This window comes from Actinotalea sp. JY-7876 (genome assembly GCF_014042015.1).
Taxonomy (GTDB): domain Bacteria; phylum Actinomycetota; class Actinomycetes; order Actinomycetales; family Cellulomonadaceae; genus Actinotalea.
This window is the reverse complement of record NZ_CP059493.1, coordinates 3,478,114-3,500,512: the sequence shown is the minus strand read 5'-3', so window position 1 is coordinate 3,500,512 and position 22,399 is coordinate 3,478,114. Positions and strand designations below refer to the sequence as shown.

25 protein-coding genes and 1 riboswitch are annotated in these 22,399 nt (G+C 75.1%); of the genes, 12 read left to right on the top strand and 13 right to left on the bottom strand.

All coding sequences use genetic code 11. The features are described 5' to 3' along the window. Window positions 1-100: 100 nt before the first annotated feature. Entirely contained in the window at window positions 101-772 is a 672-nt protein-coding gene (locus H2O74_RS16235) for a hypothetical protein (protein WP_182112521.1), read from the top strand. 7 nt (window positions 773-779) lie between these two features. Here the strand turns inward: H2O74_RS16235 and H2O74_RS16230 are convergent, their stop codons facing one another. The 4 genes from H2O74_RS16230 to H2O74_RS16215 all read right to left on the bottom strand — a co-directional run bounded on the left by H2O74_RS16230 (window position 780) and on the right by H2O74_RS16215 (window position 2,992). Then, the gene (locus H2O74_RS16230) at window positions 780-1,517 is read right to left on the bottom strand and encodes an HAD family hydrolase (RefSeq protein ID WP_220457985.1); all 738 of its coding nucleotides are present in this window, start codon (window positions 1,515-1,517) and stop codon (window positions 780-782) included. Then, entirely contained in the window at window positions 1,514-2,041 is a 528-nt protein-coding gene (locus tag H2O74_RS16225) for an SRPBCC domain-containing protein (RefSeq protein WP_182112520.1), read from the bottom strand. The genes H2O74_RS16230 and H2O74_RS16225 overlap by 4 nt, the downstream gene beginning before the upstream one ends. Next, window positions 2,038-2,355 carry a helix-turn-helix transcriptional regulator gene (locus H2O74_RS16220; protein ID WP_182112519.1) on the bottom strand — a complete coding sequence of 106 codons (318 nt, stop codon included), beginning with the start codon at window positions 2,353-2,355 and terminating at the stop codon, window positions 2,038-2,040. The genes H2O74_RS16225 and H2O74_RS16220 overlap by 4 nt, the downstream gene beginning before the upstream one ends. Before the next feature lie 172 nt (window positions 2,356-2,527). Next, complete coding sequence (locus H2O74_RS16215; RefSeq protein WP_182112518.1) at window positions 2,528-2,992, bottom strand: aromatic ring-opening dioxygenase LigA; 465 nt, start codon at window positions 2,990-2,992, stop codon at window positions 2,528-2,530. A 164-nt stretch (window positions 2,993-3,156) separates the two neighbouring features. Here H2O74_RS16215 and H2O74_RS16210 point away from each other — a divergent pair, with 164 nt between their 5' ends. The 3 genes from H2O74_RS16210 (at window position 3,157) to H2O74_RS16200 (ending at window position 5,997) form a co-directional block, all read left to right on the top strand. Further along, window positions 3,157-4,407 carry an MFS transporter gene (locus H2O74_RS16210; protein WP_182112517.1) on the top strand — a complete coding sequence of 417 codons (1,251 nt, stop codon included), beginning with the start codon at window positions 3,157-3,159 and terminating at the stop codon, window positions 4,405-4,407. Window positions 4,408-4,442: 35 nt separating this feature from the next. Continuing rightward, on the top strand, window positions 4,443-5,552 hold the full coding sequence (locus H2O74_RS16205) for an AAA family ATPase (RefSeq protein WP_182112516.1): 1,110 nt from the start codon (window positions 4,443-4,445) through the stop codon (window positions 5,550-5,552). A 64-nt stretch (window positions 5,553-5,616) separates the two neighbouring features. Further along, window positions 5,617-5,997, top strand: a complete 381-nt coding sequence (locus H2O74_RS16200; protein ID WP_255491687.1) for a cupin — start codon at window positions 5,617-5,619, stop codon at window positions 5,995-5,997. Between the two features lie 27 nt (window positions 5,998-6,024). On the opposite strand, the gene H2O74_RS16195 is transcribed toward H2O74_RS16200, so the two are convergent. After that, window positions 6,025-6,516, bottom strand: a complete 492-nt coding sequence (locus tag H2O74_RS16195) for an SRPBCC family protein (protein WP_182112515.1) — start codon at window positions 6,514-6,516, stop codon at window positions 6,025-6,027. Further along, the gene (locus tag H2O74_RS16190; protein ID WP_182112514.1) at window positions 6,513-6,884 is read right to left on the bottom strand and encodes a helix-turn-helix transcriptional regulator; all 372 of its coding nucleotides are present in this window, start codon (window positions 6,882-6,884) and stop codon (window positions 6,513-6,515) included. The genes H2O74_RS16195 and H2O74_RS16190 overlap by 4 nt, the downstream gene beginning before the upstream one ends. Window positions 6,885-6,969: 85 nt before the next feature. On the opposite strand from H2O74_RS16190, the gene H2O74_RS16185 reads away from it, so the two are divergent. Beyond that, window positions 6,970-8,058, top strand: a complete 1,089-nt coding sequence (locus H2O74_RS16185) for an LLM class flavin-dependent oxidoreductase (protein ID WP_182112513.1) — start codon at window positions 6,970-6,972, stop codon at window positions 8,056-8,058. A gap of 184 nt (window positions 8,059-8,242) precedes the next feature. On the opposite strand, the gene H2O74_RS16180 is transcribed toward H2O74_RS16185, so the two are convergent. After that, the gene (locus tag H2O74_RS16180) at window positions 8,243-9,829 is read right to left on the bottom strand and encodes a DUF6297 family protein (protein WP_182112512.1); all 1,587 of its coding nucleotides are present in this window, start codon (window positions 9,827-9,829) and stop codon (window positions 8,243-8,245) included. Further along, window positions 9,826-10,506, bottom strand: coding sequence for an ABC transporter ATP-binding protein (locus tag H2O74_RS16175; RefSeq protein ID WP_182112511.1), 681 nt, complete (start codon window positions 10,504-10,506; stop codon window positions 9,826-9,828). Before H2O74_RS16175 ends, H2O74_RS16180 begins: the two co-directional genes overlap by 4 nt. Window positions 10,507-10,573: 67 nt before the next feature. Next, a riboswitch (guanidine-III (ykkC-III) riboswitch) is annotated at window positions 10,574-10,637 on the top strand. Window positions 10,638-10,648: 11 nt separating this feature from the next. On the opposite strand from H2O74_RS16175, the gene H2O74_RS16170 reads away from it, so the two are divergent. Continuing rightward, the gene (locus H2O74_RS16170) at window positions 10,649-10,978 is read left to right on the top strand and encodes a multidrug efflux SMR transporter (RefSeq protein ID WP_182112510.1); all 330 of its coding nucleotides are present in this window, start codon (window positions 10,649-10,651) and stop codon (window positions 10,976-10,978) included. A gap of 24 nt (window positions 10,979-11,002) precedes the next feature. On the opposite strand, the gene H2O74_RS16165 is transcribed toward H2O74_RS16170, so the two are convergent. Continuing rightward, window positions 11,003-13,618: a lysylphosphatidylglycerol synthase transmembrane domain-containing protein gene (locus tag H2O74_RS16165; protein ID WP_182112509.1), complete on the bottom strand. Its 2,616-nt coding sequence runs from the start codon at window positions 13,616-13,618 to the stop codon at window positions 11,003-11,005. Between the two features lie 145 nt (window positions 13,619-13,763). Between H2O74_RS16165 and H2O74_RS16160 the strand changes: the two genes are divergently transcribed. Further along, window positions 13,764-13,997 carry a hypothetical protein gene (locus H2O74_RS16160; protein ID WP_309232689.1) on the top strand — a complete coding sequence of 78 codons (234 nt, stop codon included), beginning with the start codon at window positions 13,764-13,766 and terminating at the stop codon, window positions 13,995-13,997. A gap of 64 nt (window positions 13,998-14,061) precedes the next feature. Here H2O74_RS16160 and H2O74_RS16155 read toward each other — a convergent pair whose 3' ends face one another. Next, window positions 14,062-14,880, bottom strand: coding sequence for a CPBP family intramembrane glutamic endopeptidase (locus H2O74_RS16155; protein WP_182112508.1), 819 nt, complete (start codon window positions 14,878-14,880; stop codon window positions 14,062-14,064). A 169-nt stretch (window positions 14,881-15,049) separates the two neighbouring features. Between H2O74_RS16155 and H2O74_RS16150 the strand changes: the two genes are divergently transcribed. From H2O74_RS16150 to H2O74_RS16135, 4 genes are read left to right on the top strand one after another with little or no spacing between them, the layout of a single operon-like run. Continuing rightward, on the top strand, window positions 15,050-15,733 hold the full coding sequence (locus H2O74_RS16150) for a hypothetical protein (RefSeq protein WP_182112507.1): 684 nt from the start codon (window positions 15,050-15,052) through the stop codon (window positions 15,731-15,733). Continuing rightward, window positions 15,730-16,065, top strand: coding sequence for a transcriptional regulator (locus H2O74_RS16145; protein ID WP_182112506.1), 336 nt, complete (start codon window positions 15,730-15,732; stop codon window positions 16,063-16,065). The genes H2O74_RS16150 and H2O74_RS16145 overlap by 4 nt, the downstream gene beginning before the upstream one ends. Then, window positions 16,062-17,045, top strand: coding sequence for an ABC transporter ATP-binding protein (locus H2O74_RS16140; protein ID WP_182112505.1), 984 nt, complete (start codon window positions 16,062-16,064; stop codon window positions 17,043-17,045). Before H2O74_RS16145 ends, H2O74_RS16140 begins: the two co-directional genes overlap by 4 nt. Beyond that, entirely contained in the window at window positions 17,042-17,809 is a 768-nt protein-coding gene (locus tag H2O74_RS16135) for an ABC transporter permease (RefSeq protein WP_182112504.1), read from the top strand. The genes H2O74_RS16140 and H2O74_RS16135 overlap by 4 nt, the downstream gene beginning before the upstream one ends. Before the next feature lie 12 nt (window positions 17,810-17,821). Here H2O74_RS16135 and H2O74_RS16130 read toward each other — a convergent pair whose 3' ends face one another. The 3 genes from H2O74_RS16130 to H2O74_RS16120 are packed head-to-tail and all read right to left on the bottom strand — an operon-like array spanning window position 17,822 to window position 20,884. Then, window positions 17,822-20,266 carry a cation-translocating P-type ATPase gene (locus H2O74_RS16130; protein WP_182112503.1) on the bottom strand — a complete coding sequence of 815 codons (2,445 nt, stop codon included), beginning with the start codon at window positions 20,264-20,266 and terminating at the stop codon, window positions 17,822-17,824. A gap of 47 nt (window positions 20,267-20,313) precedes the next feature. Beyond that, complete coding sequence (locus H2O74_RS16125; RefSeq protein ID WP_182112502.1) at window positions 20,314-20,547, bottom strand: heavy-metal-associated domain-containing protein; 234 nt, start codon at window positions 20,545-20,547, stop codon at window positions 20,314-20,316. Window positions 20,548-20,602: 55 nt separating this feature from the next. After that, a complete protein-coding gene (locus H2O74_RS16120; protein WP_182112501.1) occupies window positions 20,603-20,884 on the bottom strand; it encodes a metal-sensitive transcriptional regulator in 282 nt (93 codons plus the stop codon). 96 nt (window positions 20,885-20,980) lie between these two features. On the opposite strand from H2O74_RS16120, the gene H2O74_RS16115 reads away from it, so the two are divergent. Then, window positions 20,981-22,318, top strand: coding sequence for an alpha-amylase family glycosyl hydrolase (locus H2O74_RS16115; protein WP_182112500.1), 1,338 nt, complete (start codon window positions 20,981-20,983; stop codon window positions 22,316-22,318). The last annotated feature ends 81 nt before the right edge of the window (window positions 22,319-22,399 follow it).

Genomic DNA, 22,399 nt, shown 5'->3' with positions numbered 1-22,399 from the left:
GCGGCGCGGCTCGTCTCGCGGCAGGACGACCGCCGGGTCCGGGGTTCCTAGCGTCGGAACCGAGCCCCGACCGGGGCCGCGCCCAGCAGAGGAGCACGCCATGGAGATCACGGCACAGCACGCCCGGTGGATCAGCCGGTTCGCATGGCTCATGGCGATCGTCGCCACCGTCGCGGGTCAGCTGCACGCCGTGGCGCGCGCTCGCTCGCACCCGGGCGACCTCGTCGAGTCGCCCCTCTTCGCCGCCTGGGCCGAGCCTGCGCTGCGTGCGCTGCGCCCGCTCCTGGAGTGGGGGGACCCGTGGACCGTCTACGTCATGTACGGGAAGCTCTGGGCCCCGGTCGTCGTGGCGTTCATCGCGGCCGCCTACCTCGTGTACCGGCGCCGAGCGCCCGTCGGGGTGGAGCGCGTGCTCTGGCGGGTCACCCTCGGCGCCTACGTCGTCATGGCGGTGTCCGTCATCGGCGCCTACTTCACCCCGTGGATGGACGCCGCCTTCCTCCTCGGTGTCGGCGCCGTCGCGGTCATCGGCGTGTCGGGGAGCTGGTTCGGGATCGTCCTGCTCCGGCACGGCTTCCGCCCCAGGGTCACCGCGATCCTGGTGCTGCTCTTCGCGCCCCTCATGGTGGCCATCACCACCGTCACGACGCAGGGCAGCGCCCTCCTCCCGCTGTCCTGGGGGTGGGCGATCGCCGCCCACGTCGCCGCACGGCCGTCTGCGGCGGCCGCCGACGAGACGAGCATCGACCTCGGCGCGACGACGACGGCGTGAGCGTGCGCTACCGGCCGGGGAGCACGAGGTCGAGCACCCGGTGCAGGCGCGCCTCGCCGACGGTCGTGAGGGGCGGGAGCACCAGCGTGGTGATCCCGATCGCGGCCGCGGCGCCGTCCCACGCGCCGCGGTCGCCGACCATCAGGACGTCCTGCGGCGGCAGGGCCAGCCGGTCGAGCGCGTACCGGAAGATGACCGGGTCCGGCTTGGCGGCACCGAGCTCGTACGACAGCGCCCAGACGTCGACCAGGTCGGCCCACGTCGTGCCGTCGCCGGCGGGCTGCTGCGCGAAGACCGGGCGCAGGTCGACGTGGATGTCGCTGACGACGCCCAGCTTCACCCCCGCCGTCGCGAGCGTGCGCAGGAGCTCGCCGACGTCGACGGCGAAGGGGTTGAGGCTCGGGTCGGACTCGGCGGCGTACAGCGCGTCCGCCAGCTCGTCGTCCAGGCCCGCGGCGGCGAACCACTCCAGGTACGCGGCCTGGTGCTCGTCGACGTCGGTGTCGATCTCCGAGGAGTCCACGCGTGAGGCGTCGGCGGCACGCAGCCTCCGGACCACGCTCTCGACCGCTCCGGGCGACGCGTCGCGGCCCAGTGCCCGGAGCGCCGTCCGCGCGAGCCACGCGGTGGTCGGCGCCACCGCGAGCGTGCCGCGCCAGTCGAGCAGGACCGCGCGGAAGCCGGGCGTCGCCCGTCCGGGCGCGCCATGCCAGGCGTCGTGCAGCGGGACGAGGTCGGAGGTCACGACACGCCCGTGGCCTCGTACACGGGTGCCAGCTCGGTCCACCGGCGCTCCCACCCCGCGGCGGGCCGGGTGGCTGACCAGCCGTCGGGGTGCGCGGGCCCGCCGAGGTGGAGCGAGCGACCCAGGTCCTCGAGGTGGGCCTGCCAGCCAGCGGCGTGGACGTGCAGCTCGTCGAGCGGCAGCCCGCGCTCCTCGACGACCAGCCGGGTCCGGTCGCCCTCGGCCTCCAGCCACACCTCGGTCTGGGTCTGCCCGTCGCCGTCGGGCAGCGGGCTGGTCAGGAGGAGGTGATGCGGCGCGTCGCAGACCTCGATCCGCGCCGGCCCGGTCCACGTGCTGGTGAACACCATCTCGACGGTGCCCCCCACCCTCAGGTCACCGGAGACCTGGGCGATCCACCGCGCGAGCCGGTCGGGCGTCGTGCACGCCTCCCACAGGTCGTCGATGTCGGTGTCGTAGACGTCCTCGACCCGGATCGCTCCGGTCGTCGGGTCGAGTGCGCGCATCGTCGCGGGACGGTTCATGGCCGGGCCTTCTTCCCTCGGGCGATCTCGGTGTGGAGCGCGTCGAGGCGGTTGCCCCACAGCGCGCGGTAGTCCTCGAGCCACTCGTCGACCTCGACGAGGGCCTCGGGCCGCAGCCGGTAGATGCGCCGCTGCGCCTCCTGCCGCGCCTCCACCAGACCCGCCTCCCGCAGCACCCGCAGGTGCCGTGAGACGCCGGGCCGGGCGATGGGCAGGGCCTCGGCGAGCTCGCCGGCGGTGGCCTCGTGGTCCCGGAGGATCTCCAGGACGGTGCGCCGACTCGGGTCGGCGAGCGCTTGCAGGACGGCATCCATGGGGCGAGCGTAACCGCGTTGGTACGTAACCACAAGGGTACATGTCCGACCAGGGACCCGATCTGGCCGCGGGCGGCGTCGCCCGACCTCGGACGCACGAAGGCCCCGCACCGATCGGTGCGGGGCCTTCGTGCTGGGTACCGGCCGAGCCGGTACGGGTCAGACGGTGAGGTCAGACGGTCGCGGCGGCCGCGTCCTTGCGGGTGATCGCGGCACCGGCCGGGACCAGCGAACGGAGCGCGTAGCCGATGAGGAGGAACATGACGCCCATGCCACCGGCGAAGGCCGAGACACCGAAGGCGATCACCGAGGTGAAGAGCGAGCTGCGCAGGAAGGACGCGTTCATCATCGTGGCGCGGACCGGGTCCTCCTTGTCGAGCTCCGCGTAGGTCTTGCCCTCGGAGGAGTGCAGCGCGTGCTGGTTGATGATGTCGGCCTGGAAGTACGCGTCCAGGGGGCCGTCGACGGTCTTGCCACCGAACATCTCGGCGTCCTCGGCGACGGTGATGTTCTCCTCGAGGAGCTGGCTGCGGACCATGGTCCACACGGTCGCGCCGGCGATGATGAGGACGACACCAGCGATCATGGAGATGAGGCCGATGAGGCGGACGGGCTTGGTGGAGACGGTGCTGGACATGACTGACCTTTCCCAGGGGATGAGGGGTCGGAGTTCGCGTCCGGGTCCCTCAGGGGGCGACTTCCGCCCTCCGGTGAGTACTCTCCCAGGCTTTCACCGGTTCAAAGTCAGGTCCTAGGTCCGGGGGCCCAACGTCCCAGGCGCGCGGGTAGGCTCGTCGGCTCGTGAGCCGCCTCGTGGAAGCCGTCGTCCCCGCGCGCCTCGGCACCGGGTTCCGCTGGCTGCTGGCGTCGTCGTGGGTCTCGAACCTGGGCGACGGCATCGCGCTCGCGGCGGGCCCGCTCCTGGTCGCGTCGATGACCCGGGACCCCCTGCTCGTCGCGTCGGCCGCGACGTTCCAGTGGCTGCCCCCGCTGCTCTTCGCCGTGTGGGCCGGCGCGCTGTCCGACCGCCTCGACCGGCAGCGGATCGTCGTCGTCGTCGACCTGGTGCGTGCGGGCGTGCTCGCGCTGCTCTGCCTCGCCCTGGCGACCGACGTCGTCTCCGTCGCGCTCGTGCTCGCGGCCCTGTTCCTGCTCGGCACGGCCGAGGTGTTCGCCGACAACAGCGCCCAGACGCTGCTGCCGATGCTCGTCGCGCGCGACGACCTCGCCGTCGCCAACGCCCGCCTCCAGACCGGCCTGATCACGGTCAACCAGCTGGCCGGGCCGCCGCTGGGGGCGGCGCTGTTCGCGCTCGGGTCGGTGGTGCCCTTCGGCGCGCAGGCGGCGCTCGTGGCCCTCGGCGCCGTGCTCGTCTCGCGCATGGCGAAGCCCGCCCACCCCCGCCCGGCCGCCAGGACCAGGCTGCGGCACGACGTCGTGGAGGGCTTCCGCTGGGTCCGCAATCACGCGGCGGTGCGGACCCTGGCGCTGACCATCACCGTGTTCAACGTGACCTTCGGCGCGGCGTGGTCCGTGCTCGTCCTGTACGCGACCGAGCGCCTGGGCCTGACCGACATCGGCTTCGGCCTCATCACCACGGTGATGGCGATCGGGGGCCTGCTCGGCACCACCGCGTACGGCTGGATCACCCGCCGCGTCAGCCTCGGCGACCTCATGCGGATCGGCCTGGTGATCGAGACGCTCACGCACCTGGCCCTGGCCCTGACGACCAGCGCGCCCGTCGCGATGGTGGTCTTCTTCGTCTTCGGCCTGCACGCGTTCGTCTGGGGCACGACGTCGGTCACGGTGCGCCAGCGCGCCGTGCCCACCGCCCTGCAGGGCCGGGTCGGGAGCGTCAACCTCATGGGCAGCTACGGCGGGCTCGTCGTCGGCTCCGCGATCGGCGGGCTCGTGGCGCGTGAGTGGGGCGTCACGGCGCCGTTCTGGTTCGCGTTCGTCGGGTCGGCGGTCTTCGTCGTCCTGATCTGGCGCGAGCTGCGGCACGTCGCCCACGCGGACGAGCGCCCGGTCGAGGAGGCGCCTCAGCACTGACGCGGCTGTCGGCGGGCGCGGCTAGCGTGCGGACCATGATCCGGACCGTGGCCATCGAGAACTACCGCTCGCTGCGCGAGGTCACCACGGCGCTCGAGACCCTCACCGTCGTGACGGGCCCCAACGGGAGCGGCAAGACCAGCTTCTACCGGGCGCTGCGCCTGCTCGCCGACCTCGCGCGCGAGGGTGCCATCTCGACGCTCGCGCAGGAGGGCGGGATGCGCTCGGCCCTGCACGCCGGTCCGCGCGACCGGGCGGCTGTCGCGATGCGCCTCGGCTTCTCCAGCGACGACCTGTCGTACGCGATCGACCTCGGGCTCCCCCAGCCCGGCGTCAGCCCGTTCGAGCAGGACCCCGAGATCAAGGTCGAGGCGGTCTGGTCCGGCCCGGTGCTGCGCCCCGCGACGCTGGTCGCCGACCGCCACGGCCCGCGCGTGCGCACCCGGTCCGACGACGGCTCGTGGCGGACCGCGGACTGGCGGTTGGGCGACCACGAGTCGCTCATGTCCGCGCTCGCCGACCCGACGCAGACGCCCGAGCTCTACGCGGTCCGCGAGCAGGCGCGGCGCTGGCGGTTCTACGACCACTTCCGGACCGACCCCGGGGCCGGGGCCCGGCGTCCGGCGGTCGCCACCTACACGCCCGTGCTCGGTGCGGGCGGCGAGGACCTCGCCGCCGCCCTGCTCACGATCCAGCGCGTGGGGGTCGGTGCGGTCCTGGACGCCGCGGTCGAGAACGCCTTCGACGGGGCGCGGCTGGAGATCGTGGAGGACGGCGAGGGAGCCTGCCGCCTGGCGCTGCACCAGCCCGGCCTGCGTCGTCCGCTCGGTGCGGCCGAGCTGTCGGACGGCACGCTGCGCTACCTCCTCCTCGCGGCCGCGCTGCTCTCCCCGCGCCCGCCCGGGCTCCTGGTCCTCAACGAGCCGGAGGCGAGCCTGCACCCCAGCCTGATGCCGGCGCTCGCGGCGCTCGTGGTCGAGGCCGCGACCCGGTCCCAGGTCGTGCTCGTGACCCACTCGGGTGACCTGGTGCGCGCGCTGCGGGGCGAGGCCCTGCTCCTCGAGCTGGAGCGCGCGGAGGGCGCGACGACCGTCGTCGGGCAGGGCAGGCTCGACGGGCCGCCGTGGTCGTGGCCGCGCCGCTGACGTCCGCTCGCCCTCGGAGCCTCGGGACGGGACCATGGGGCACCGGACGACGATGGAGGAACCCGTGCCGCACCTGACCGACCTTCCCGACCTCGCCGACCTCACGCGCTCGCACCTCGCGGCCGCGCACGCCTCGCCGCACGGCCGCAGCGCCGAGCTCGTGCTGCACGACGGCGTCCTGCGTCAGACGGTCATCGCCCTCACCGCGGGGTCCGAGCTGGCCGAGCACAACTCCCCGCCGGCGGCGAGCGTCTTCGTGCTCGCCGGGCGCGTGCGCGTCACCGGCATGGAGGTGGACGAGATCGCCGCCGGCCAGCTCGCGCGCCTCACGCACGAGCGGCACGGCGTCGTGGCGGTCGAGGACTCGGCCTTCCTGCTCACCACCGTGACGAGCCTGGAGCCCGCGCAGGTCCGGCTCGACGACGCGCAGGCGCGGCCCCGCTGACGGGAGCCGGCGCTCAGGGGCCGGCGCTCAGGCGCCGAGCCGGGCGCCGAGGCGCTCGAGCAGACCGGCCCAGCCGTGGGCGGAGCCGTAGGTCGCGGACATCTCTGCCGCCGCCGCCCCGTAGGACTCGAGCCCGCGGTGCTCGAGGCGCACCAGCGTGCCGCCGCCGTCGGCGGGCGTGAACGTGACCTCGACCTGCGTCACGAGCGCGGGGTCGTACGTCCAGTCCGCGCCGATCTGCCAGGTCAGCAGGACGCGGCTCGGCGGCTCCCACGCGAGGACGCGGCCCCAGTCGCACTCGACCCCCGCCGCGTCGCGCTCGTACCAGCGGCCGCCCACCTCCGGCTCCAGGCCGATGCGGGTGAACGGCTGCGCCCCGATGGAGTGACCGGGGTCCCACCACCGCTCCATCCTCGCCGTGAACGCCTCGAAGACCGTGGCCGGCGGCGCGCTCACCCGCACCTGCGCCACGATCGGGGCGACGGCGACCTCGGCCGCCACGTGCTTGTCGACGGTCATCGCGTCGTCCTCTCCTGGGGTGGTGCGCCGGGGTTGGCACCGGGCGTGCCAGCGGGTCCGGGCGTGGCGCCGGACTCCACGAAGTCGGCGAACGCAGCCAGCCGCCGCGTCCAGAACCGGTCGAGGTACTCGCGGAGGGCGGCGACGCCGGCGGTGTCGAGCTCGTAGATGCGGCGCGTGCCCCGCGCGTGGTCGTGGACGAGCCCGGCCTCCTTGAGCACCCTCAGGTGCTGCGAGACGGCCGGGCGGCTCACGGGCAACGACGCGGCGAGCTCCCCCACCGGACGGGGCGCCGCCGCGACCTGCTCGAGCACCGCGCGCCGCGTCGGGTCGGCGAGCGCCTCGAGGACGGATCCGTAAGTGGCCACGAACCGTAAGTTACTGCTGACGGAGCGCAGCGACAAGGGGTCGGTGCGGCGGAATGCCGCACCTGCCCCCTCGGGTTGCCCCCACGTGAGCCACCCGACCCCCGCCGCAGCACCCGCCCCCGACGCCGCCGACGGCGCGACGCCCCAGCCCTCCCCGGGCGCCACCGGGACCCTCCCGCTCGCGGTCCTCGACTTCGTCGGGATCGAGCACGGCGAGAGCGCGCACGACGCGCTGCAGGGCGCGATCCGCGTCGCGCAGGCGGTCGAGGCCGCCGGGCTCCGGCGCTACTGGGTCTCGGAGCACCACAACATGCAGACCCTCGCGTGCAGCGCGCCGGAGATCCTGGTCGCTGCCGTCGCGGCACGCACGACGACGCTGCGCGTGGGTGCGGCCGGGATCATGCTGCCCAACCACGCGCCCTTCAAGGTCGCGGAGACCTTCCGCACCCTGCTCGGGCTCTACCCCGGCCGGATCGACCTGGGCCTCGGCCGCGCGCCGGGGACGGACCCCCTGACCGCGCACGTGCTGCGCCGCGGCGCGCAGGTCGACGTCGGCTCCGAGTTCCCCGGACAGGTCGCCGAGCTCCTCGCCTTCCTCGGCGACGGGTTCCCCGAGGGGCACCCCTACGGGCGCCTCGTGGCGGCGCCCGTGGTGGACGAGAAGCCACCGGTGTTCGTCCTGGGCTCGAGCCCGTACGGCCCGCAGTTCGCCGCGATCAACGGGCTGCGCACGGTGTTCGCGCACCACATGAGCCCCGACCTGGCGATCGACGCGCTGCGCCGCTACCGCGCGGAGTTCCGCCCCGGGCCGGACGGTGCCGGGCCGTGGTCCGCGATGTCGGTCCTGGCGTTCGCGAGCGACGACGAGCAGGCGATCGGCGAGTTCGAGGCCGGCTGGTCCCTGACCATGCAGAACCTGGCCCGCAACATCCGCGAGCCGCTGCGTCCGGAGGACGTGCGCACGTACGCGGCATCTAGCGCGTTCGCGTCGCGCCGGCTCGTCGAGGGGCCCGACCAGCGGATGGTGACGGGCCCGGCCGACGTCGTGGTCGACCGGCTGCGCGACCTGCAGCAGCGTGCCCAGGTGGACGAGCTGGTCCTGGTCACGCCGTCGATCGACCGCGACCGCCGCATCGCGAGCCTCGAGGCGATCGCGACCGCCTGGCCCCGCTGACCCGGCCGACGCGACCGCGTGGCTCGGCGCCCCGGCGCTTCCGTGCGCCCTGGGTGACCGATGGGGCGGGTGGGGCCGCTGGTGCTCACCTGAGCCCCACCCGTCCCACCAGCACCGACGGGCGCACGGACTCGCGCGGGCCGGGTGGCGGGCCGGGGCGGGGCGGGGTGGTGCCGGCGCGCGGTCAGGGCTTGGGGCGGCGGCCCGAGGCGGCGACCAGCGCCGCGACGAGCGCGAGCGCCACGCCCCACTGCACCGCGACCAGGATCGGCGTCGTGACGCCGACGTAGAGCGCCAGCGCCGTCGGCAGGGTGCCGACGAGCACGACGTCGACGCCCTGCGTCATCCCGGTCGTGGGCGGCACGCCGCCCATCGGGGTGCTGACCGCGGGCATGCGGTACTTGGGCGGCGGACGGTAGGCGGCCCGCACCGCAGCCGCCGCGAGCACCAGCGCCCACGCGGGCGCCACGGGGCCCAGGCCCGGCACCGTCGCCACGGCGGCCGCCGACCACACGGCCGCCGCCGTCAGGGGTGCGACGCCGTGGGCGACCCGCGCCCAGCGCGCCGAGAGCGGCAGCGTGCGGTCCAGCGCGGGGACGAGCTCCGCGTGGCGGGCGCCCTGGGCCGCCGCGTTGGCGGCCCAGAACCCCGTCAGCACCAGCACCGGGTAGAGCACGATCCCCGGCCCTACGAGCGCCGAGCGCGCCGTCACGACGGCGATCAGCGCCAGCAGCACGACCTGCACCAGCGCGCGCGGCGTGCGCAGCAGCAGCGTGAGGTCGGCGACGGCGACCGCCGACATGGGGCCGCGCGCGCGCAGCCGCCAGGGCCGCCGCCGGTCCCGCGTGTCCACGGCGGTCAGGGCGCGACCGAGCTCGCGCATGTCGAGCGCGAGGACCGCGACCTGCGCGCGCTCGCCGAGCGCACCGAGGCGGCGCAGCCCGGCGCCGTCGAGCCGCTCGGACCCGCGGTCGGCGAGCAGCGTGAGCGCGCCGGCGGCGAGGAGGAGCGGCGCCGCGACCCATCCGCCGCGGTGCAGGTGCCAGCCCTCCCAGCCGCCGGTCGCGAGCAGGACGGCGATGCCCGCGACCGCGACCGCCACGAGCGCGTCGCCGGTCGCGGCCAGGGCCTGCTCGCGGCGCAGGTGCTCGCGGCCGCCGGGGCCGGCTCCGGCGCCGACTGCCGGGCCGGCTCCCGTGCGGGCGCGCGTGCGGGCGGCCCGGGGCGCCTGCTGCACCAGCGCCGCGCCGGCCGCCACCAGCGCGGTGACGCCGCCGCCCAGTCCGGCCCACCCGAGCACCGCGCCGAGCGTGCCGGGCATCCCGAAGCAGAGGGCGGCCAGGGGTGCCGCGACGGCGCCGACGGCGAGCCCGAGCGCCGGCCACCGCAGCACGGAGGGCCGCAGCAGACCACGCCGGTCCACGGGCATCGGCAGCCACCACCCGGCGGCCCCGCCGCCGAGTGCGACGGGACCGAGCCGTGCCCCGAGGGCGAGCATCCCGCCCGCGACCGCGAGGACGACGAGCACCACACCCGCCTCGCCGATCGCGAGCCCTTCGGGTGTGCGCCGCACCGCGACCTCGCGCACGACCTCCGCCGTCCCGTACGCCACCGCCGCGAGCGCCGCCGTGACGGTGACGGCGTACCAGAGGTCGGCGACCACCCCGCCGAGCCCGCGGCCCGTCCGTGCGCCCTCGATCTGCTCCGTGAGCCGCCGGATCCTGGTGCCGGGCGGCACCTCGCCCCGGACGAGCGGCGGCAGCACGCTCACAGCTCCGCCATGACCGCGACCGCCTCGTCCGCCGGGACCCGTCGGCACCGCTCGTCACCGATCAGCACGGCGTCGGCCCCCAGCGACGTCAGCAGGACGGGGTCGTGCGTGGCGAGCAGCACGCCGGTGCCGCTCGCGGCCTCGGCGGCCAGGAGGTCCGCCAGGCGACGCCGCATCGAGGTGTCCAGCCGCGCCTCCGGTTCGTCGAGCACGAGCAGCCGCCGCGGCCGGACGAAGGCCGCGGCGAGCAGGAGGCGGCGACGCTGCCCCGAGGACAGCGCGGTCGGGATCGCGTCCTGGACGTCCCCGATGCCGAACACGTCGAGCACCGCGTCCACGGCGGTCGTCGTGCTGGTCACGCCGTGACCGGCCGCCGTGAGCAGGAGGTGCTCGCGCACCGTGAGACCGGGGAACCAGGCGTCGTCGTCCAGGACCGCGGCGACGGCGGCCCGGAACTCCGCGCGCCGCTCGTCGACCTCCTCGCCCAGCACACGCAGCTCGCCGGCGAGCGGCTCGAGCAGGCCGAGCACCGCGCGCAGCACCGTGGACTTGCCCGTCCCGTTGGGCCCGACGAGCGCCAGCACCTCACCGCCTGCCAGGCGCAGGTCGACGGGAGCGCAGACGGGATGGTCCGTCCAGCCGACCTCGAGGCGGGAGGCGTTCACGAGCTCGGTCACGCGGTAGACCCTAGGAGGCCCCGTGGGCGGTCCGGATCCGTCTCGCGACTGAGATGTGGGACGATCGGGACGGCCCCGCACGGGGCCACCGGACGAGCGGCGCCGTACCCGGACGGACACGACGGCGACCAACGGAGGTGCCGTGCACTGGGTCGTCCTCGTCGTGTCCGGGGTGTTCGAGGCGGTCTGGGCCACGGCCCTCGGGCGGTCGGAGGGCTTCACCCGGACGGGGCCGACGATCGTCTTCCTCGTCGCCCTGGTGCTGAGCATGGGCGGCCTCGCGTGGGCCATGACGGCGCTGCCCGTGGGGACGTCGTACGCGATCTGGGTCGCGACCGGAGCGGGCCTGACCGTCGCCTACGCCATGATCACGGGCGAGGAGCCGACGTCGGTCCTGCGCGTCCTGCTCATCCTCGGGCTCATCGGCTGCGTCGTGGGCCTCAAGCTGACGAGCGGCCCCGCCCCGGAGTGAGGCCCGCTCCGGGCGTCCCGGCGCTCAGAGCTCGCCGGTGCGCTGGAGCGTGCGCATCGCCAGCCACCCGAAGGGGATCCGGGCCCAGTAGGTCAGCGCGCGGAACAGCACGACGACCGACGCCGCGATCGCGCCCGGGACGCCGCCGTTGATGAGGCCGATGGTCAGCGCGGACTCGATCGCGCCGAGACCGCCGGGCGTCGGCACGAGCGCACCGGCCGTGTTGCCGATGAGGTAGATCAGCGCGAGGTCGATGAGCGGGAGCGCCTCGCCGAAGGCCGCCAGGCTGGCCTGGAAGGCGCCCAGGTACCCGACGGTCATGATCAGGTTGCCGATGATCGCGACGGCGAACCGCTTGGGCTGGCCGATGAGCTGGACGAGGCGCGGCCACGTCTGGCGCCACAGCGGGAGCGTCTTGGACGCGACCCACCGCCGCAGCGCCGGCACGAGCATCGAGGCGCCCAGCGCGACCACGACGATCACGGCGTAGACCACGACGGTCCGCGAGGGCAGCTCCATCGGCCGCCCGCTCGCCAGCGAGAGCACCAGCAGGAGCAGCAGCGTGGTGATGAACTGCGACACCTGCACCAGCCCGACGGAGGCGACGGCGAGCGTGTTGGTCACCCCGCGCCGCGTGAGCATGCGCAGGTTCAGGGCGGCCGGACCGACACCGGCCGGGGCCACGAGCGCCACGAACGAGCCCGCGACCTGGACGAGCGTGGCACGCCACATGGGCAGCTTCACCGGCGAGAACGCGACCAGGGCCATCGCGGACCCGACGAACGTCACCATGCCCAGGCCGAAGGAGACCGCCGCCCACCACGGCTCGGCGCTCGTCAGCGCCCGCGAGATCTCGGCGAAGTTGAGGCGCGTGATGATGAGGACCGCGGCGGTGATGCCGAGCGCGAGCATGAGCACAGTGCGTGCACCGAACCGGATGAGCCGCTGCGGCTCGACGTCGGCCTCGGGCAGCTGCGCGAGCAGCGCCTCGCGCACCTCGGCGAACACGCCCTTGCGAGCGTGCGCCTCCTCCCGCGTGGTGCGGGGCATCGCGATGATCTGCAGCAGCGGCCCGATGCTCGCCAGGTCCTCGTCCGTGAGCACGCGCGCGGCCGACGCGACGGCGCGCTGCGCGCCGACCCGCAGCGCCAGCACGGCGAGCATCTGGGCGATGTCGAGCCGCTGCGCCAGGTCGGAGGAGGCGACGTCGCCCGACTCCCAGCCGGTGAGCAGGACGACGGGGCCGCTGGTGTCGACCGGCGCCGGCGTGCCATCCGGGGCGGGCGGCGACCCCGGCACGAACGGCGGCTCGACGTCGACCAGCACGACGTCGGACGTCAGCGCGCGGTGCGCGAGGCCCGCCTGGTGGGCCGTGCGCAGCTGGTCCCAGACGGCGTCGAGCACGCCGTCGGTCAGGGCCTCGGAGGGCAGGTCGCGCACGGGGACCGCGCCGAAGGCGTGCTGCTGCACCAGCAGCATCGAGTCCTCGGACTCGGCGAGCGCGAGCAGGCGCGGCGTCCGCACGCCCGCGGACCACGCGGCGTACGCGAGCAGCGCCGCGCGCTCGGCGGCCTGACGCAGCGAGACCACGGTGCGTCCGTCCAGCCCGCGCAGCCGCAGCGAGCGCCAGAAGCGCACGAGGATGCCGACGACCTGCCGGTCGCCGTCGAGCACGACGACGTCGAGCCGCTCGCCGTCCGTCGTCGTCATCGCGTAGACGCGGTTGTCGCCGTGGCGTGCGATCGCGAGGGCGGCGAGGTCGGCGTCGGGGTCGGCGGCGGTGTCGATGCCGACCTCGTGCCGGTCCTCGGTGGTGACGTCCTGCACGCGCACGAGTCGGGCGGGCTCGAAGCCGGCGCGACGGATGCCCGCGACCAGCGCGTCGCCGTACGCGCGCTCGCTCTGCACGCCGGACAGGTACCGCACGCCCAGCCCCACGATCCGGCCCACCAGCACCGTCATGAGCGCCGCGGGCAGCGTGAGCACGCCGCTGATCAGCGCGACGCCGAGCCCGAGCCACAGGAAGTTCCACGACCAGCCGACCGTCTTGCGCCGCCCGCGGGCGCCCGCGACCGTGAGCAGCGCGGCCACGCCGGACAGCGTCCCGGGGATGACCACCGAGCGCTCGCCGCCGGACCACACGCTGAAGCTGGACCGCAGCTCGGGCAGCCCGAAGGTGGTGATGAGCCAGGCGGCGCCCAGCGCCGCGAGCGCCGCGAGCACGGCGGCGACGATTGCCTCGATCGAGTAGCGGACCAGGCGCCGCCAGATGAGCTCGGCCAGCACGGCGAGGGGCACGAGCGTGGTGACGAGACCCTCGAGGACGGCGACGGGGACGACGAGGATCCGCTGCACGAGCGACTCGAAGTCCTGCACGTCCTCGGTCACGCCGCTGGTGGTGCCGCGGGCGTAGACCGCGATGACGACGACGAGCGCGATGCCGAGCGCGCACAGCACGACGCCGACCAGGTCGGCGGGGTGGTGGACGCGTGCGGCGGGCGCGTCGAGGATCTCGACGCCCGCTCCGGCGCCCGCGTCCGGGGCGCGCCCGAGGCGGCCACCGACCCGCTGGGGCCGGGTGGCGCGCGGCGTCCCCCCTCCACCGGGGGCCGTCAGGCCCTCGGGTGGCGCACTCGACATGGTGGTGAGTCTAGGTCCGGGTGTCGCCGGGGCAGCGGCGCCACGTCGCGGGCGGTCGACGTCGTGAACGGCGTGTCATCCAGGGTTGACACTCCACCCAGTGTCAACGACGATTGACACGAGGCCGAGGGGAAGGACCTGGACCGTGACGGAGGAGCAGACCATGCGGACCCTCGTGGGACAGGCGGAGGGGGACGACCCCGTCTCCGCGCTCGCGGCGTTGCGCGCGCTGCGCGCCGAGATCGAGCGCCAGGAGGCGGTCCAGGTGCGCCGGGCGCGCCTGCGCGGCGTCTCCTGGGCCGGCATCGCCACGCTGCTGGGGGTGAGCCGCCAGGCGGTCCACAAGAAGCACGGCGGGAGCCGCCTCGGTCGCTCCTGACCGCGTCCCGGCGGACGAGGGAGCACGGACGGGATCGAGGCGCTCGTCGCGCGGGTGCCGGCGGTCAGCTGACGCCGAGGGCCTCGAGCCACTCGTCGGGCAGCACGGCGAAGCCGACGAACGAGACGACGTCGAGCGCGGTGTGTGCGACGACCAGCGGCATCACGCGGCGGGTCCGCAGGTAGTAGGCGGCGAAGAGGACGCCCATGACGACGTTGCCCGCGGCCATGCCCGGCCCCTGGTACAGGTGGTAGCTGCCGCGCAGCAGCGAGCTCGCGACGATCATCGCCGGCACGCTCCAGCGCAGCGCCCGCAGGCGCTCGATCAGGTACGCGACCGCGACGACCTCCTCGAGCAGGGCGTTCTGGAGCGCCGAGAGCACCAGCACCGGCACGGCCCACCAGTGCGGTTCGAGGCCCGAGGCGTTGATCTGGACCGTCAGCCCCAGCGCGCGGCTCACCAGGTACAGCCCCAGCCCGGGCAGGCCGACGACGGCCGCCAGGCCGAGGCCCACGCCCAGGTCCCGCCACGGCCGGGAGCGGTCCAGGCCGATCCGGTGCAGCACCCCGCGACCGGAGGCGGAGAGGAGGTACAGCGCGAGCGCGACCGGCACGAGGGCGAACGCGATGTTCGCGAGCTGGTACGCGAGGTCCAGCCAGGGTCGGTCGGACTGCGTCGCGTTCAGCGTCGTCGACTGCTGCGCGAGGGGCACCTCGCGCGTGTACCGGTCCCACAGCCGCAGCAGCGCGTAGACGCCGGACTGGCCGAGCGAGAGGCCGAGGACGATCCAGATCTCGGCGGTGAGCCGCCGGCGCGACGGCTCGGCGTCCGGGCCCTGGGTGCGCGCGCCGCTGCCGTCTCCGGACGCGGCGGGCGTGGGCATCTCGTCAACCTACGACAGCGGGGCCGGCAGAGCCTCCCTCCGGCGCGCTGCTCCGCCGCCGGTGGACGGGCTGTTGACGTCGGCACCCCGATGGGAGATGCTCGGCAAACGAGTTTGCACCGCAAAGTACTCGGCACCCCCGACGGTGCCGACCGGCGAGGGAGTGGCGATGACCCAGGCAGGTCCCGGCATGGCGGACGACGACGATGCGGCGCCGCTCGACCCGGCCGCCGTCGCCCGCATCGTGGCCGAGCAGCGCGAGCGGGTGCGCTCGGCCACGGACGTCGACGCCCGCGTCCTGTTCGGCGCGTGGGGCGCGGCGTGGCTGCTCGGCTTCGGGCTGCTGTGGCTCGCCGAGTCCGGCATCGCCTCGATCGGTGTGGGAGTCGCGCTCGCGGGCTTCGTCGGCCTGCTGGTCGCGGCCGGTGGCGTCACGACGTGGCACCTCGTGGCGCGCACCCGCGGCATCGAGGGCACCTCGGCGGTGCAGGGAGCGATGTACGGCATGACGTGGTTCGTCGCCTTCGCGGCCGTGTTCGCCCTCTCGGCGGCGCTCCAGCGGGCCGGGGCCGACGGCGTGATCGTCACGATCGTCATGACGCTCGTGCCCTGCCTCGTGGTGGCCGCCCTGTACATGGCGGGCGGCGCCCTGTGGGGCGACCGCACCCAGTTCGCGCTCGGCGCGGTGATCGGCGCGGTGACGGTGGTCGCGGCGTTCGTGGGCCACCCCCACATGCTCGGGGTCATGGCCGTCGCGGGCGGCGGCGGGATGCTCGTCGCCGCGGGGACCGATGCCGTGCGGCGGGCCCGTAGGACCCGGCTGCAGCCGGGGGTGCCGGAGGTCCGGGCATGACGCCGGACCTCGACCCCGTCATCCACAGCCAGGCCCGGCTGCGGATCATGACGACCCTGACGGCGCTGCCGCCGGGCGACCGCCTCACCTTCCCGCGCCTGCAGGGCCTGCTCGACATCACGGCCGGCAACCTCTCGACGCACCTGCGGCGGCTCGAGGACGCCGGTTACGTGACCGTCACCAAGGGCCACCAGGGGCGCGTCCCCTCGACCCAGGTCGAGGCGACCGCCGCGGGCCGGCGCGCGTTCGACGAGTACGTCGCCGGGCTCCAGGCCCTGCTCACCCCGCCGGCCGCGGCCGCCGGCACGCCCACGACCACGGAGGACCGATGACCACCGACCGCCGCGGCGCCCCCGGGCACGCCGCACCTGCACCCGCGCACGCCGCACCCGGCGAGCCCGTGCCCCCCGTCGAGGTCCGCGGCGTCACCCGGCGGTTCGCCAGCACCGTCGCGCTCGACGACGTGTCCGTCACCGTGCGCGCCGGCGAGCTCGTGGGCCTGCTCGGGCCCAACGGCGCCGGCAAGACCACGCTGCTCAGCCTCGTCACCGGTCTGCGCCGCCCGGACGCGGGGACCGTGCGGCTCTTCGGGGGCGACCCGCGCGACCCGGCGAACCGCGTCGGCCTCGGCACCACACCGCAGGAGACGGGCCTGCCGCCGACGCTCACGGTCGGCGAGGTCACCGACTTCGTCGCGGGCCACTACCCCGACCCGATGCCGCGCGGCGAGGTGCTCGAGCGCTTCGGCCTCACCGACCTCGTGCGCCGGCAGACCGGCGGCCTCTCCGGCGGCCAGAAGCGCCGCCTCGCCGTCGCCCTCGCGCTGGTCGGGCGCCCGCGCCTGGTGCTGCTCGACGAGCCCACCACCGGGCTCGACGTCGAGGCCCGACACCTGCTGTGGCAGGCCCTGCGCGACTACCACGCGGACGGCGCGACGGTCGTGGTGACGAGCCACTACCTCGAGGAGATCGAGGCCCTGGCCCAGCGCGTCGTCGTCATCGGGCAGGGCCGCGTGCTCGTCGACGACACGCTCGCGGCGGTGCTCGACCGCGTGTCCCTGCGCCGGGTCACCGTGAGCCTGCCGGGCGCCGACGAGGCGGCGGTGCGGGCGCTCCCCGGGGTGCACGACGTCGTGCGCGACGGCGACCGCTTCGAGGTGCTCGCCGCCGACGCGGACGCGCTCGTCCGCGCCCTCGCCCGCCTGCCGTTCCACGGGCTCGAGGTGCGCGGGGCCTCGCTCGAGGAGGCGTTCCTCGCGCTCACCGCCGCCGGCCCGGCTGCGCCCACCACCATCCCGGAGGTCCTCGCATGAGCACGCCGCTGGCCACGACCCTGCGCCTGGCGGGTCTGCACACGCGCTACCAGGTGCTCGAGACGCTGCGGATCCCGGTCGCCGTCATCGGCAACATGCTGTTCCCCGCGCTCGCGATGTTCTTCTTCGTCGTGCCGCAGGAGGCCATCGCGAGCAACCCCGTGGCCGCGACCGCGGCCGTCGGGCAGCTCGCGATGTTCGCCGTGATGTCGACGTGCCTGTTCACGTTCGGCGCGGGCGCCGCGGAGGACCGCGCGCAGCCCTTCGACCCGTACGTGCGGACCCTGCCGGCCGGCCCCGCGCCGCGCATGCTCGGCCGGATGCTCACCGGCGGGTTCTTCGCGCTCCTGGGCCTGGTGCCGCTCGTCCTCATCGCGTGGCTCTTCACCGAGGCCAGCGTCACACCGGGGCGCTTCGCCCTCGCGGTGCTCGTCATCGTCGGCGTGGCGCTGCCGTTCCTCGGCCTGGGCCTGGGCATCGGCTACTCGACGAGCGCGAAGGCCGCGCTCGCCGTCGTCCAGGTCGTGCTGTTCCCGATCGCCTTCGCCGGCGGGCTCTTCATGCCGCCAGAGATCTTCCCCGGCTGGCTGGACTCGATCTCCCAGGCCCTGCCGAGCCGCGCGGGCCGCGACCTGCTGGTGCAGACCCTCACGGGTGCCGAGGCGTACCCCGCCGCGCTGCCGGTGCTCGTGGGCTGGGGCGTGCTGTTCACGGCCTTCGCGCTGTGGGCGTACCGCCGCGACGAGGGCCGCCGCTTCCGCTGACGGGGCCCCGCCTCACGGCGCCCGGCGCAGGCGCAGCGAGTTGGTCACCACCAGCACGGAGCTGAAGGCCATCGTCGCGCCCGCGATCATCGGGTTGAGCAGGCCCAGCGCCGCCAGCGGGATGGCCGCGACGTTGTAGGCGAAGGCCCAGAACAGGTTCTGCTTGATGATCCGCAGGGTCCGCCGGGACAGGCGTACGGCGTCGCCGGCGGCGCGCAGGTCACCGCGCACGAGCGTGATGTCGGCGGCCTGGATCGCGACGTCGGTGCCCGTGCCCATCGCCAGGCCCAGGTCGGCCTGCGCGAGGGCCGCGGCGTCGTTGACGCCGTCGCCGACCATCGCGACGACGCGGCCCTCGGCCTGCAGCCGGCGGACGACCTCGACCTTGTCCGCCGGCAGGACCTCGGCGACGACCTCGTCGATGCCCACCTCGGCCGCGACGGTCCGCGCCGCGCCCGCGTTGTCGCCGGTGAGGAGCACGGGCCGCAGGCCCAGGTCGCGCAGCTCGGCGATCGCCCGGGCCGACGTCGGCTTCACCGGGTCGCGCAGCACCAGCACGCCGCGCGCGACGCCGTTCCACGCCGCCATGACGGCCGTGGCGCCGCCCGTCTCGGCGGCCGTGAAGCGCTCGTCGAGGCCGCTCGTGTCGACGCCGTTCTCGCGCAGCCACCCGGGTCGGCCGACGAGGACGCGCCGCGCCAGGTCGAGCCCGCTGTGGGCCGTGCGCACGACGCCGACGACACCGCGTCCGGGGACGTTGGCGAACTCGGTCACCTCGTCGGAGCCGATGACCACGCCGTCCGCGCCGCGGGCGTCGTCCGCCGCGGGCACCGCTGCGGCGGCCGCGATCGCGCGGGCGACCGGGTGCTCCGAGCGGGACTCGACGGCGCCGGCGACCCGCAGCACCTCGCCCGGGTCCTCGTCCGTGACCACGTCGACCAGCTCCATCCGGCCCGCCGTCACCGTGCCCGTCTTGTCGAGCACGACGGTGTCGACGCGACGGGTCTGCTCGAGGATCTCCGGGCCCTTGATGAGCACGCCGAGCTGGGCGCCGCGGCCGGTGCCGACGAGCAGCGCGGTCGGCGTCGCGAGGCCCAGGGCGCACGGGCACGCGATGATCAGGACCGCGACCGCGGCGGTGAAGGCGGCTTGCGCTCCGGCGCCCGACAGCAGCCAGGCGGCGAGCACGCCGATCGCGATGACGATCACGACGGGCACGAAGACCGCCGAGATGCGGTCGGCGAGGCGCTGCACGCGCGCCTTGCCGGTCTGCGCCTGCGTGACGAGCCGTCCGATCTGGGCGAGCACCGTCTCCTCGCCCACGCGCGTCGCTCGGACCTCGAGGTAGCCCTCGGCGTTGACGGTCGCGCCGGTCACCGGGTCCCCGGGGCCGACGTCGACGGGGACGGGCTCGCCCGTGAGGAGCGACGCGTCCACGGCGCTGGTCCCGCTCACCACGACGCCGTCGGTGGCGACCTTCTCGCCCGGGCGGACCGCGAAGACGTCCCCCACGCGCAGGTCGGCGACGGGGATGCGGCGGGAGGTCGCGTCGTCGCCACGGCGCACGAGCTCGACGTCCGCGACGCCCATGGAGAGCAGGGTGCGCAGCGCGTCACCGGCGCGGCGGCGCGAGCGGTGCTCGGCGTAGCGCCCGGCGAGCAGGAAGGTCGTCACCACCGCGGCGACCTCGAAGTACAGCTCGGGGGTGCCGGCGTGCCCGGCGGACGCGCGCGGCGGGAACGTCGGCTCCATGTGCATGCCGATCTCGCCCGCGCCGCCCAGCGTCACGGCCCACAGCGACCACCCGGTCGCGGCGATCACCCCGAGGGACACGAGCGTGTCCATCGTGGACGCGCCGTGGCGGGCGGCCCGCGCGGCGGCGCGGTGGAACGGCCAGGCCGCCCACGTCACCACCGGCAGGGCGAGGGCTGTGACGACCCACTGCCAGGCGGGGAACTGCAGGGAGGGCACCATCGACAGCAGCACGACCGGCGTCGTGAGCAGGGCGGCCACGACGAGCCGCCGTCGCAGGTCGGCGCCTCGGTCCGGCGTCGGCGCGGACATGTCGGCGTCCTCGCCCATCGCGTGGCCCTCGCCCATGGCGTGGCCCGACAGCGCGTGCTCGACCCCGTGCCCAGCCCCGTCGTGCGACGGAGGGTTGTGACCGTCATGTGGTCCCAACCCTCCGCCCGGGGCCTGGCGGGCGGGGGCGCTGCGGCGCAGTACGCGGGCCGTGTAGCCCGCGCTCTCGACGGCCTTGACCAGGGTCGCGCTGTCGACGTCGTCGGTGAGCTCGACGTGGGCGGTCTCCGTGGCGAGGTTGACGGTCGCCGTCGCGCCCTCGACCCGGTTGATCTTCTTCTCGACGCGGGCCACGCAGGACGCGCACGTCATCCCCTCGACCGCGAGGTCGACCGTGGCGATGGGTGTCGCCGTCTGCTCGAGCGGGGTGGTCATGCCATCACGTCCTGACGAGGGGTGGGTGGAGATCGGGTGCCGCGTGCTCAGAGCAGCGAGCGCGGCGGTGCGACGGCGTAGCCGGCCTCGGCCACGGCGGCCGCGACGGCGTCGTCCGACGGGGCGGCGTCGGAGGTGATCGTCACCTGCGACGTGCCACCGGAGACCAGCTCGACCGCGACGTCGGTCACGCCCGGGAGGGTCCGCAGCTCCTCGTCGACCGCGCTGACGCAGTGGCCGCAGGTCATGCCCTGGACGCCGATCGTGGTGGTGGTGCTCATGGGGTGCTCCTTCGTGGGTTCTTCCTGCCCGGCGGTGCCGCCGGTGCGGGGGTCGTCAGCTGCGGACGAGGCGGGCGATCGCGTCGGCCGCCTCGCGGACCTTGGCCTCGCCGGCCTCGTCCGACTCGCGCGCCGCGTGGACCACGCAGTGCCCGAGGTGGTCCTCGACCAGGCCCAGGCTCACGGCCTGGAGGGCCTTGGTGACGGCCGAGACCTGGGTGAGGATGTCGATGCAGTACTCGTCCTCGTCGACCATGCGCGCGATGCCGCGCACCTGGCCCTCGATGCGGCGCAGCCGCTTGAGGTACTCGTCCTTGCTGCCGCTGTAGCCGGCCATGGCGTCCTCCCGGGTCTCGTCCGCTCCAACACGGTACCCCCCTGGGGTATTCCGGCGGCGCTGCCGTCGCGACCGGGCACGGGTACGGTCGTCATGATGACCACGCGAACCGGCCCCGCATGGGTCGACCACGCCCTGTGGTGGCACGTCTACCCGCTGGGCTTCGTCGGCGCCGAGCCCACGGCGCTGCCCGACGACGCCCCGCCCGTCCCGCGCCTGGGCCGCATCGCCGCGTGGCTGGACCACGTCGTCGAGCTCGGCCTCTCGGGGATCGCCCTGGGACCGGTGTTCGCGTCGCAGACGCACGGCTACGACACCGTCGACCACTTCCGGGTCGACCCGCGGCTCGGCACGGAGGCCGACCTGGTGGCGCTCGTCGACGCCGCCCGGGCCCGCGGCCTGCGCGTGACGCTCGACGGCGTCTTCAACCACGTGGGCCGCGGCTTCCCGGCGTTCCAGGACGTGCTGCGCGACGGACCGGGCGGGCCGTCGGACGCCTGGTTCCGCCTGCACTGGCCCGACGGCGCCGGCCCGGGCACGGAGCCGCAGTACGTCGACTTCGAGGGCCACCACGCGCTGGTCGCGCTCGACCACGACGCCGACGTCGTCGTCGACCATGTGGTCGCGGTGATGGATCACTGGCTCTCACGGGGGGTCGACGGGTGGCGGCTCGACGCGGCCTACGCCGTGCCGGCGTCGTTCTGGGCCAGGGTGCTGCCGCGGGTGCGCGAGCGGCACCCGGACGCCTACGTCTTCGGGGAGGTGCTGCACGGCGACTACGTCGAGGCGGTCGAGCGCGCCGGGTTCGACGCCGTGACGCAGTACGAGCTGTGGAAGGCGATCTGGAGCTCGCTCAACGACACGAACTTCCACGAGCTCGCGTGGTCCCTGCAGCGGCACAACGGGTTCCTCGAGCACTTCGTCCCCCTGACCTTCGTCGGCAACCACGACGTCACGCGCATCGCCAGCCGGCTCACGGACGAGCGGCACCTGGCCCACGCCGTCGTGCTGCTGTTCACGCTCGGCGGCACGCCCACCGTCTACGCGGGCGACGAGCTGGGGATGCGCGGCGTCAAGGAGGACCGCGCGGGCGGCGACGACGCCGTGCGCCCGGAGTTCCCCGACCGCCCCGGGCCCGTGGAGGGGGAGGCGGCGCACGTCCTCGCGCTGCACCGCGAGCTCATCGCGCTGCGGCGCCGGCACCCGTGGCTGCACACCGCTCCCGCGACGCTCCTGACGACGACGAACGAGCACCTGGTCTACCGGGTGGCCGCCGGCGGGGAGGCGCTGGTGGTCGCGCTCAACCTCGCCGACGACGCCGCCACGCTCGACGTCCCCGGAGCCACGTCCGTCGAGGCCGGCAGCGGGAACCTGACCGGCGACGCGCGCGTCACGGTCCCGCCCCACGGCTGGTCGGTCCTCACGGAGCGCTGACGGCCCCCTCTCGCCCAGGCACCCCGGCCCCCGCGCCCGGCACCACCGGGCCCGCGCCCGGCGCCACCGGGCCCGCGCCCA

Bases quoted from the DNA above. Each gene is read 5' to 3' on its own strand.
- H2O74_RS16115 (WP_182112500.1), top strand. From the start codon at position 20,981: ATGACCACGCGAACCGGCCCCGCATGGGTCGACCACGCCCTGTGGTGG.
- H2O74_RS16145 (WP_182112506.1), top strand. From the start codon at position 15,730: ATGACGCCGGACCTCGACCCCGTCATCCACAGCCAGGCCCGGCTGCGG.
- H2O74_RS16235 (WP_182112521.1), top strand. From the start codon at position 101: ATGGAGATCACGGCACAGCACGCCCGGTGGATCAGCCGGTTCGCATGG.
- H2O74_RS16215 (WP_182112518.1), bottom strand. From the start codon at position 2,992: ATGTCCAGCACCGTCTCCACCAAGCCCGTCCGCCTCATCGGCCTCATC.
- H2O74_RS16155 (WP_182112508.1), bottom strand. From the start codon at position 14,880: ATGCCCACGCCCGCCGCGTCCGGAGACGGCAGCGGCGCGCGCACCCAG.
- H2O74_RS16195 (WP_182112515.1), bottom strand. From the start codon at position 6,516: ATGACCGTCGACAAGCACGTGGCGGCCGAGGTCGCCGTCGCCCCGATC.
- H2O74_RS16130 (WP_182112503.1), bottom strand. From the start codon at position 20,266: ATGACCACCCCGCTCGAGCAGACGGCGACACCCATCGCCACGGTCGAC.
- H2O74_RS16205 (WP_182112516.1), top strand. From the start codon at position 4,443: ATGATCCGGACCGTGGCCATCGAGAACTACCGCTCGCTGCGCGAGGTC.
- H2O74_RS16125 (WP_182112502.1), bottom strand. From the start codon at position 20,547: ATGAGCACCACCACCACGATCGGCGTCCAGGGCATGACCTGCGGCCAC.
- H2O74_RS16150 (WP_182112507.1), top strand. From the start codon at position 15,050: ATGACCCAGGCAGGTCCCGGCATGGCGGACGACGACGATGCGGCGCCG.
- H2O74_RS16225 (WP_182112520.1), bottom strand. From the start codon at position 2,041: ATGAACCGTCCCGCGACGATGCGCGCACTCGACCCGACGACCGGAGCG.
- H2O74_RS16220 (WP_182112519.1), bottom strand. From the start codon at position 2,355: ATGGATGCCGTCCTGCAAGCGCTCGCCGACCCGAGTCGGCGCACCGTC.
- H2O74_RS16135 (WP_182112504.1), top strand. From the start codon at position 17,042: ATGAGCACGCCGCTGGCCACGACCCTGCGCCTGGCGGGTCTGCACACG.
- H2O74_RS16140 (WP_182112505.1), top strand. From the start codon at position 16,062: ATGACCACCGACCGCCGCGGCGCCCCCGGGCACGCCGCACCTGCACCC.
- H2O74_RS16120 (WP_182112501.1), bottom strand. From the start codon at position 20,884: ATGGCCGGCTACAGCGGCAGCAAGGACGAGTACCTCAAGCGGCTGCGC.
- H2O74_RS16165 (WP_182112509.1), bottom strand. From the start codon at position 13,618: ATGTCGAGTGCGCCACCCGAGGGCCTGACGGCCCCCGGTGGAGGGGGG.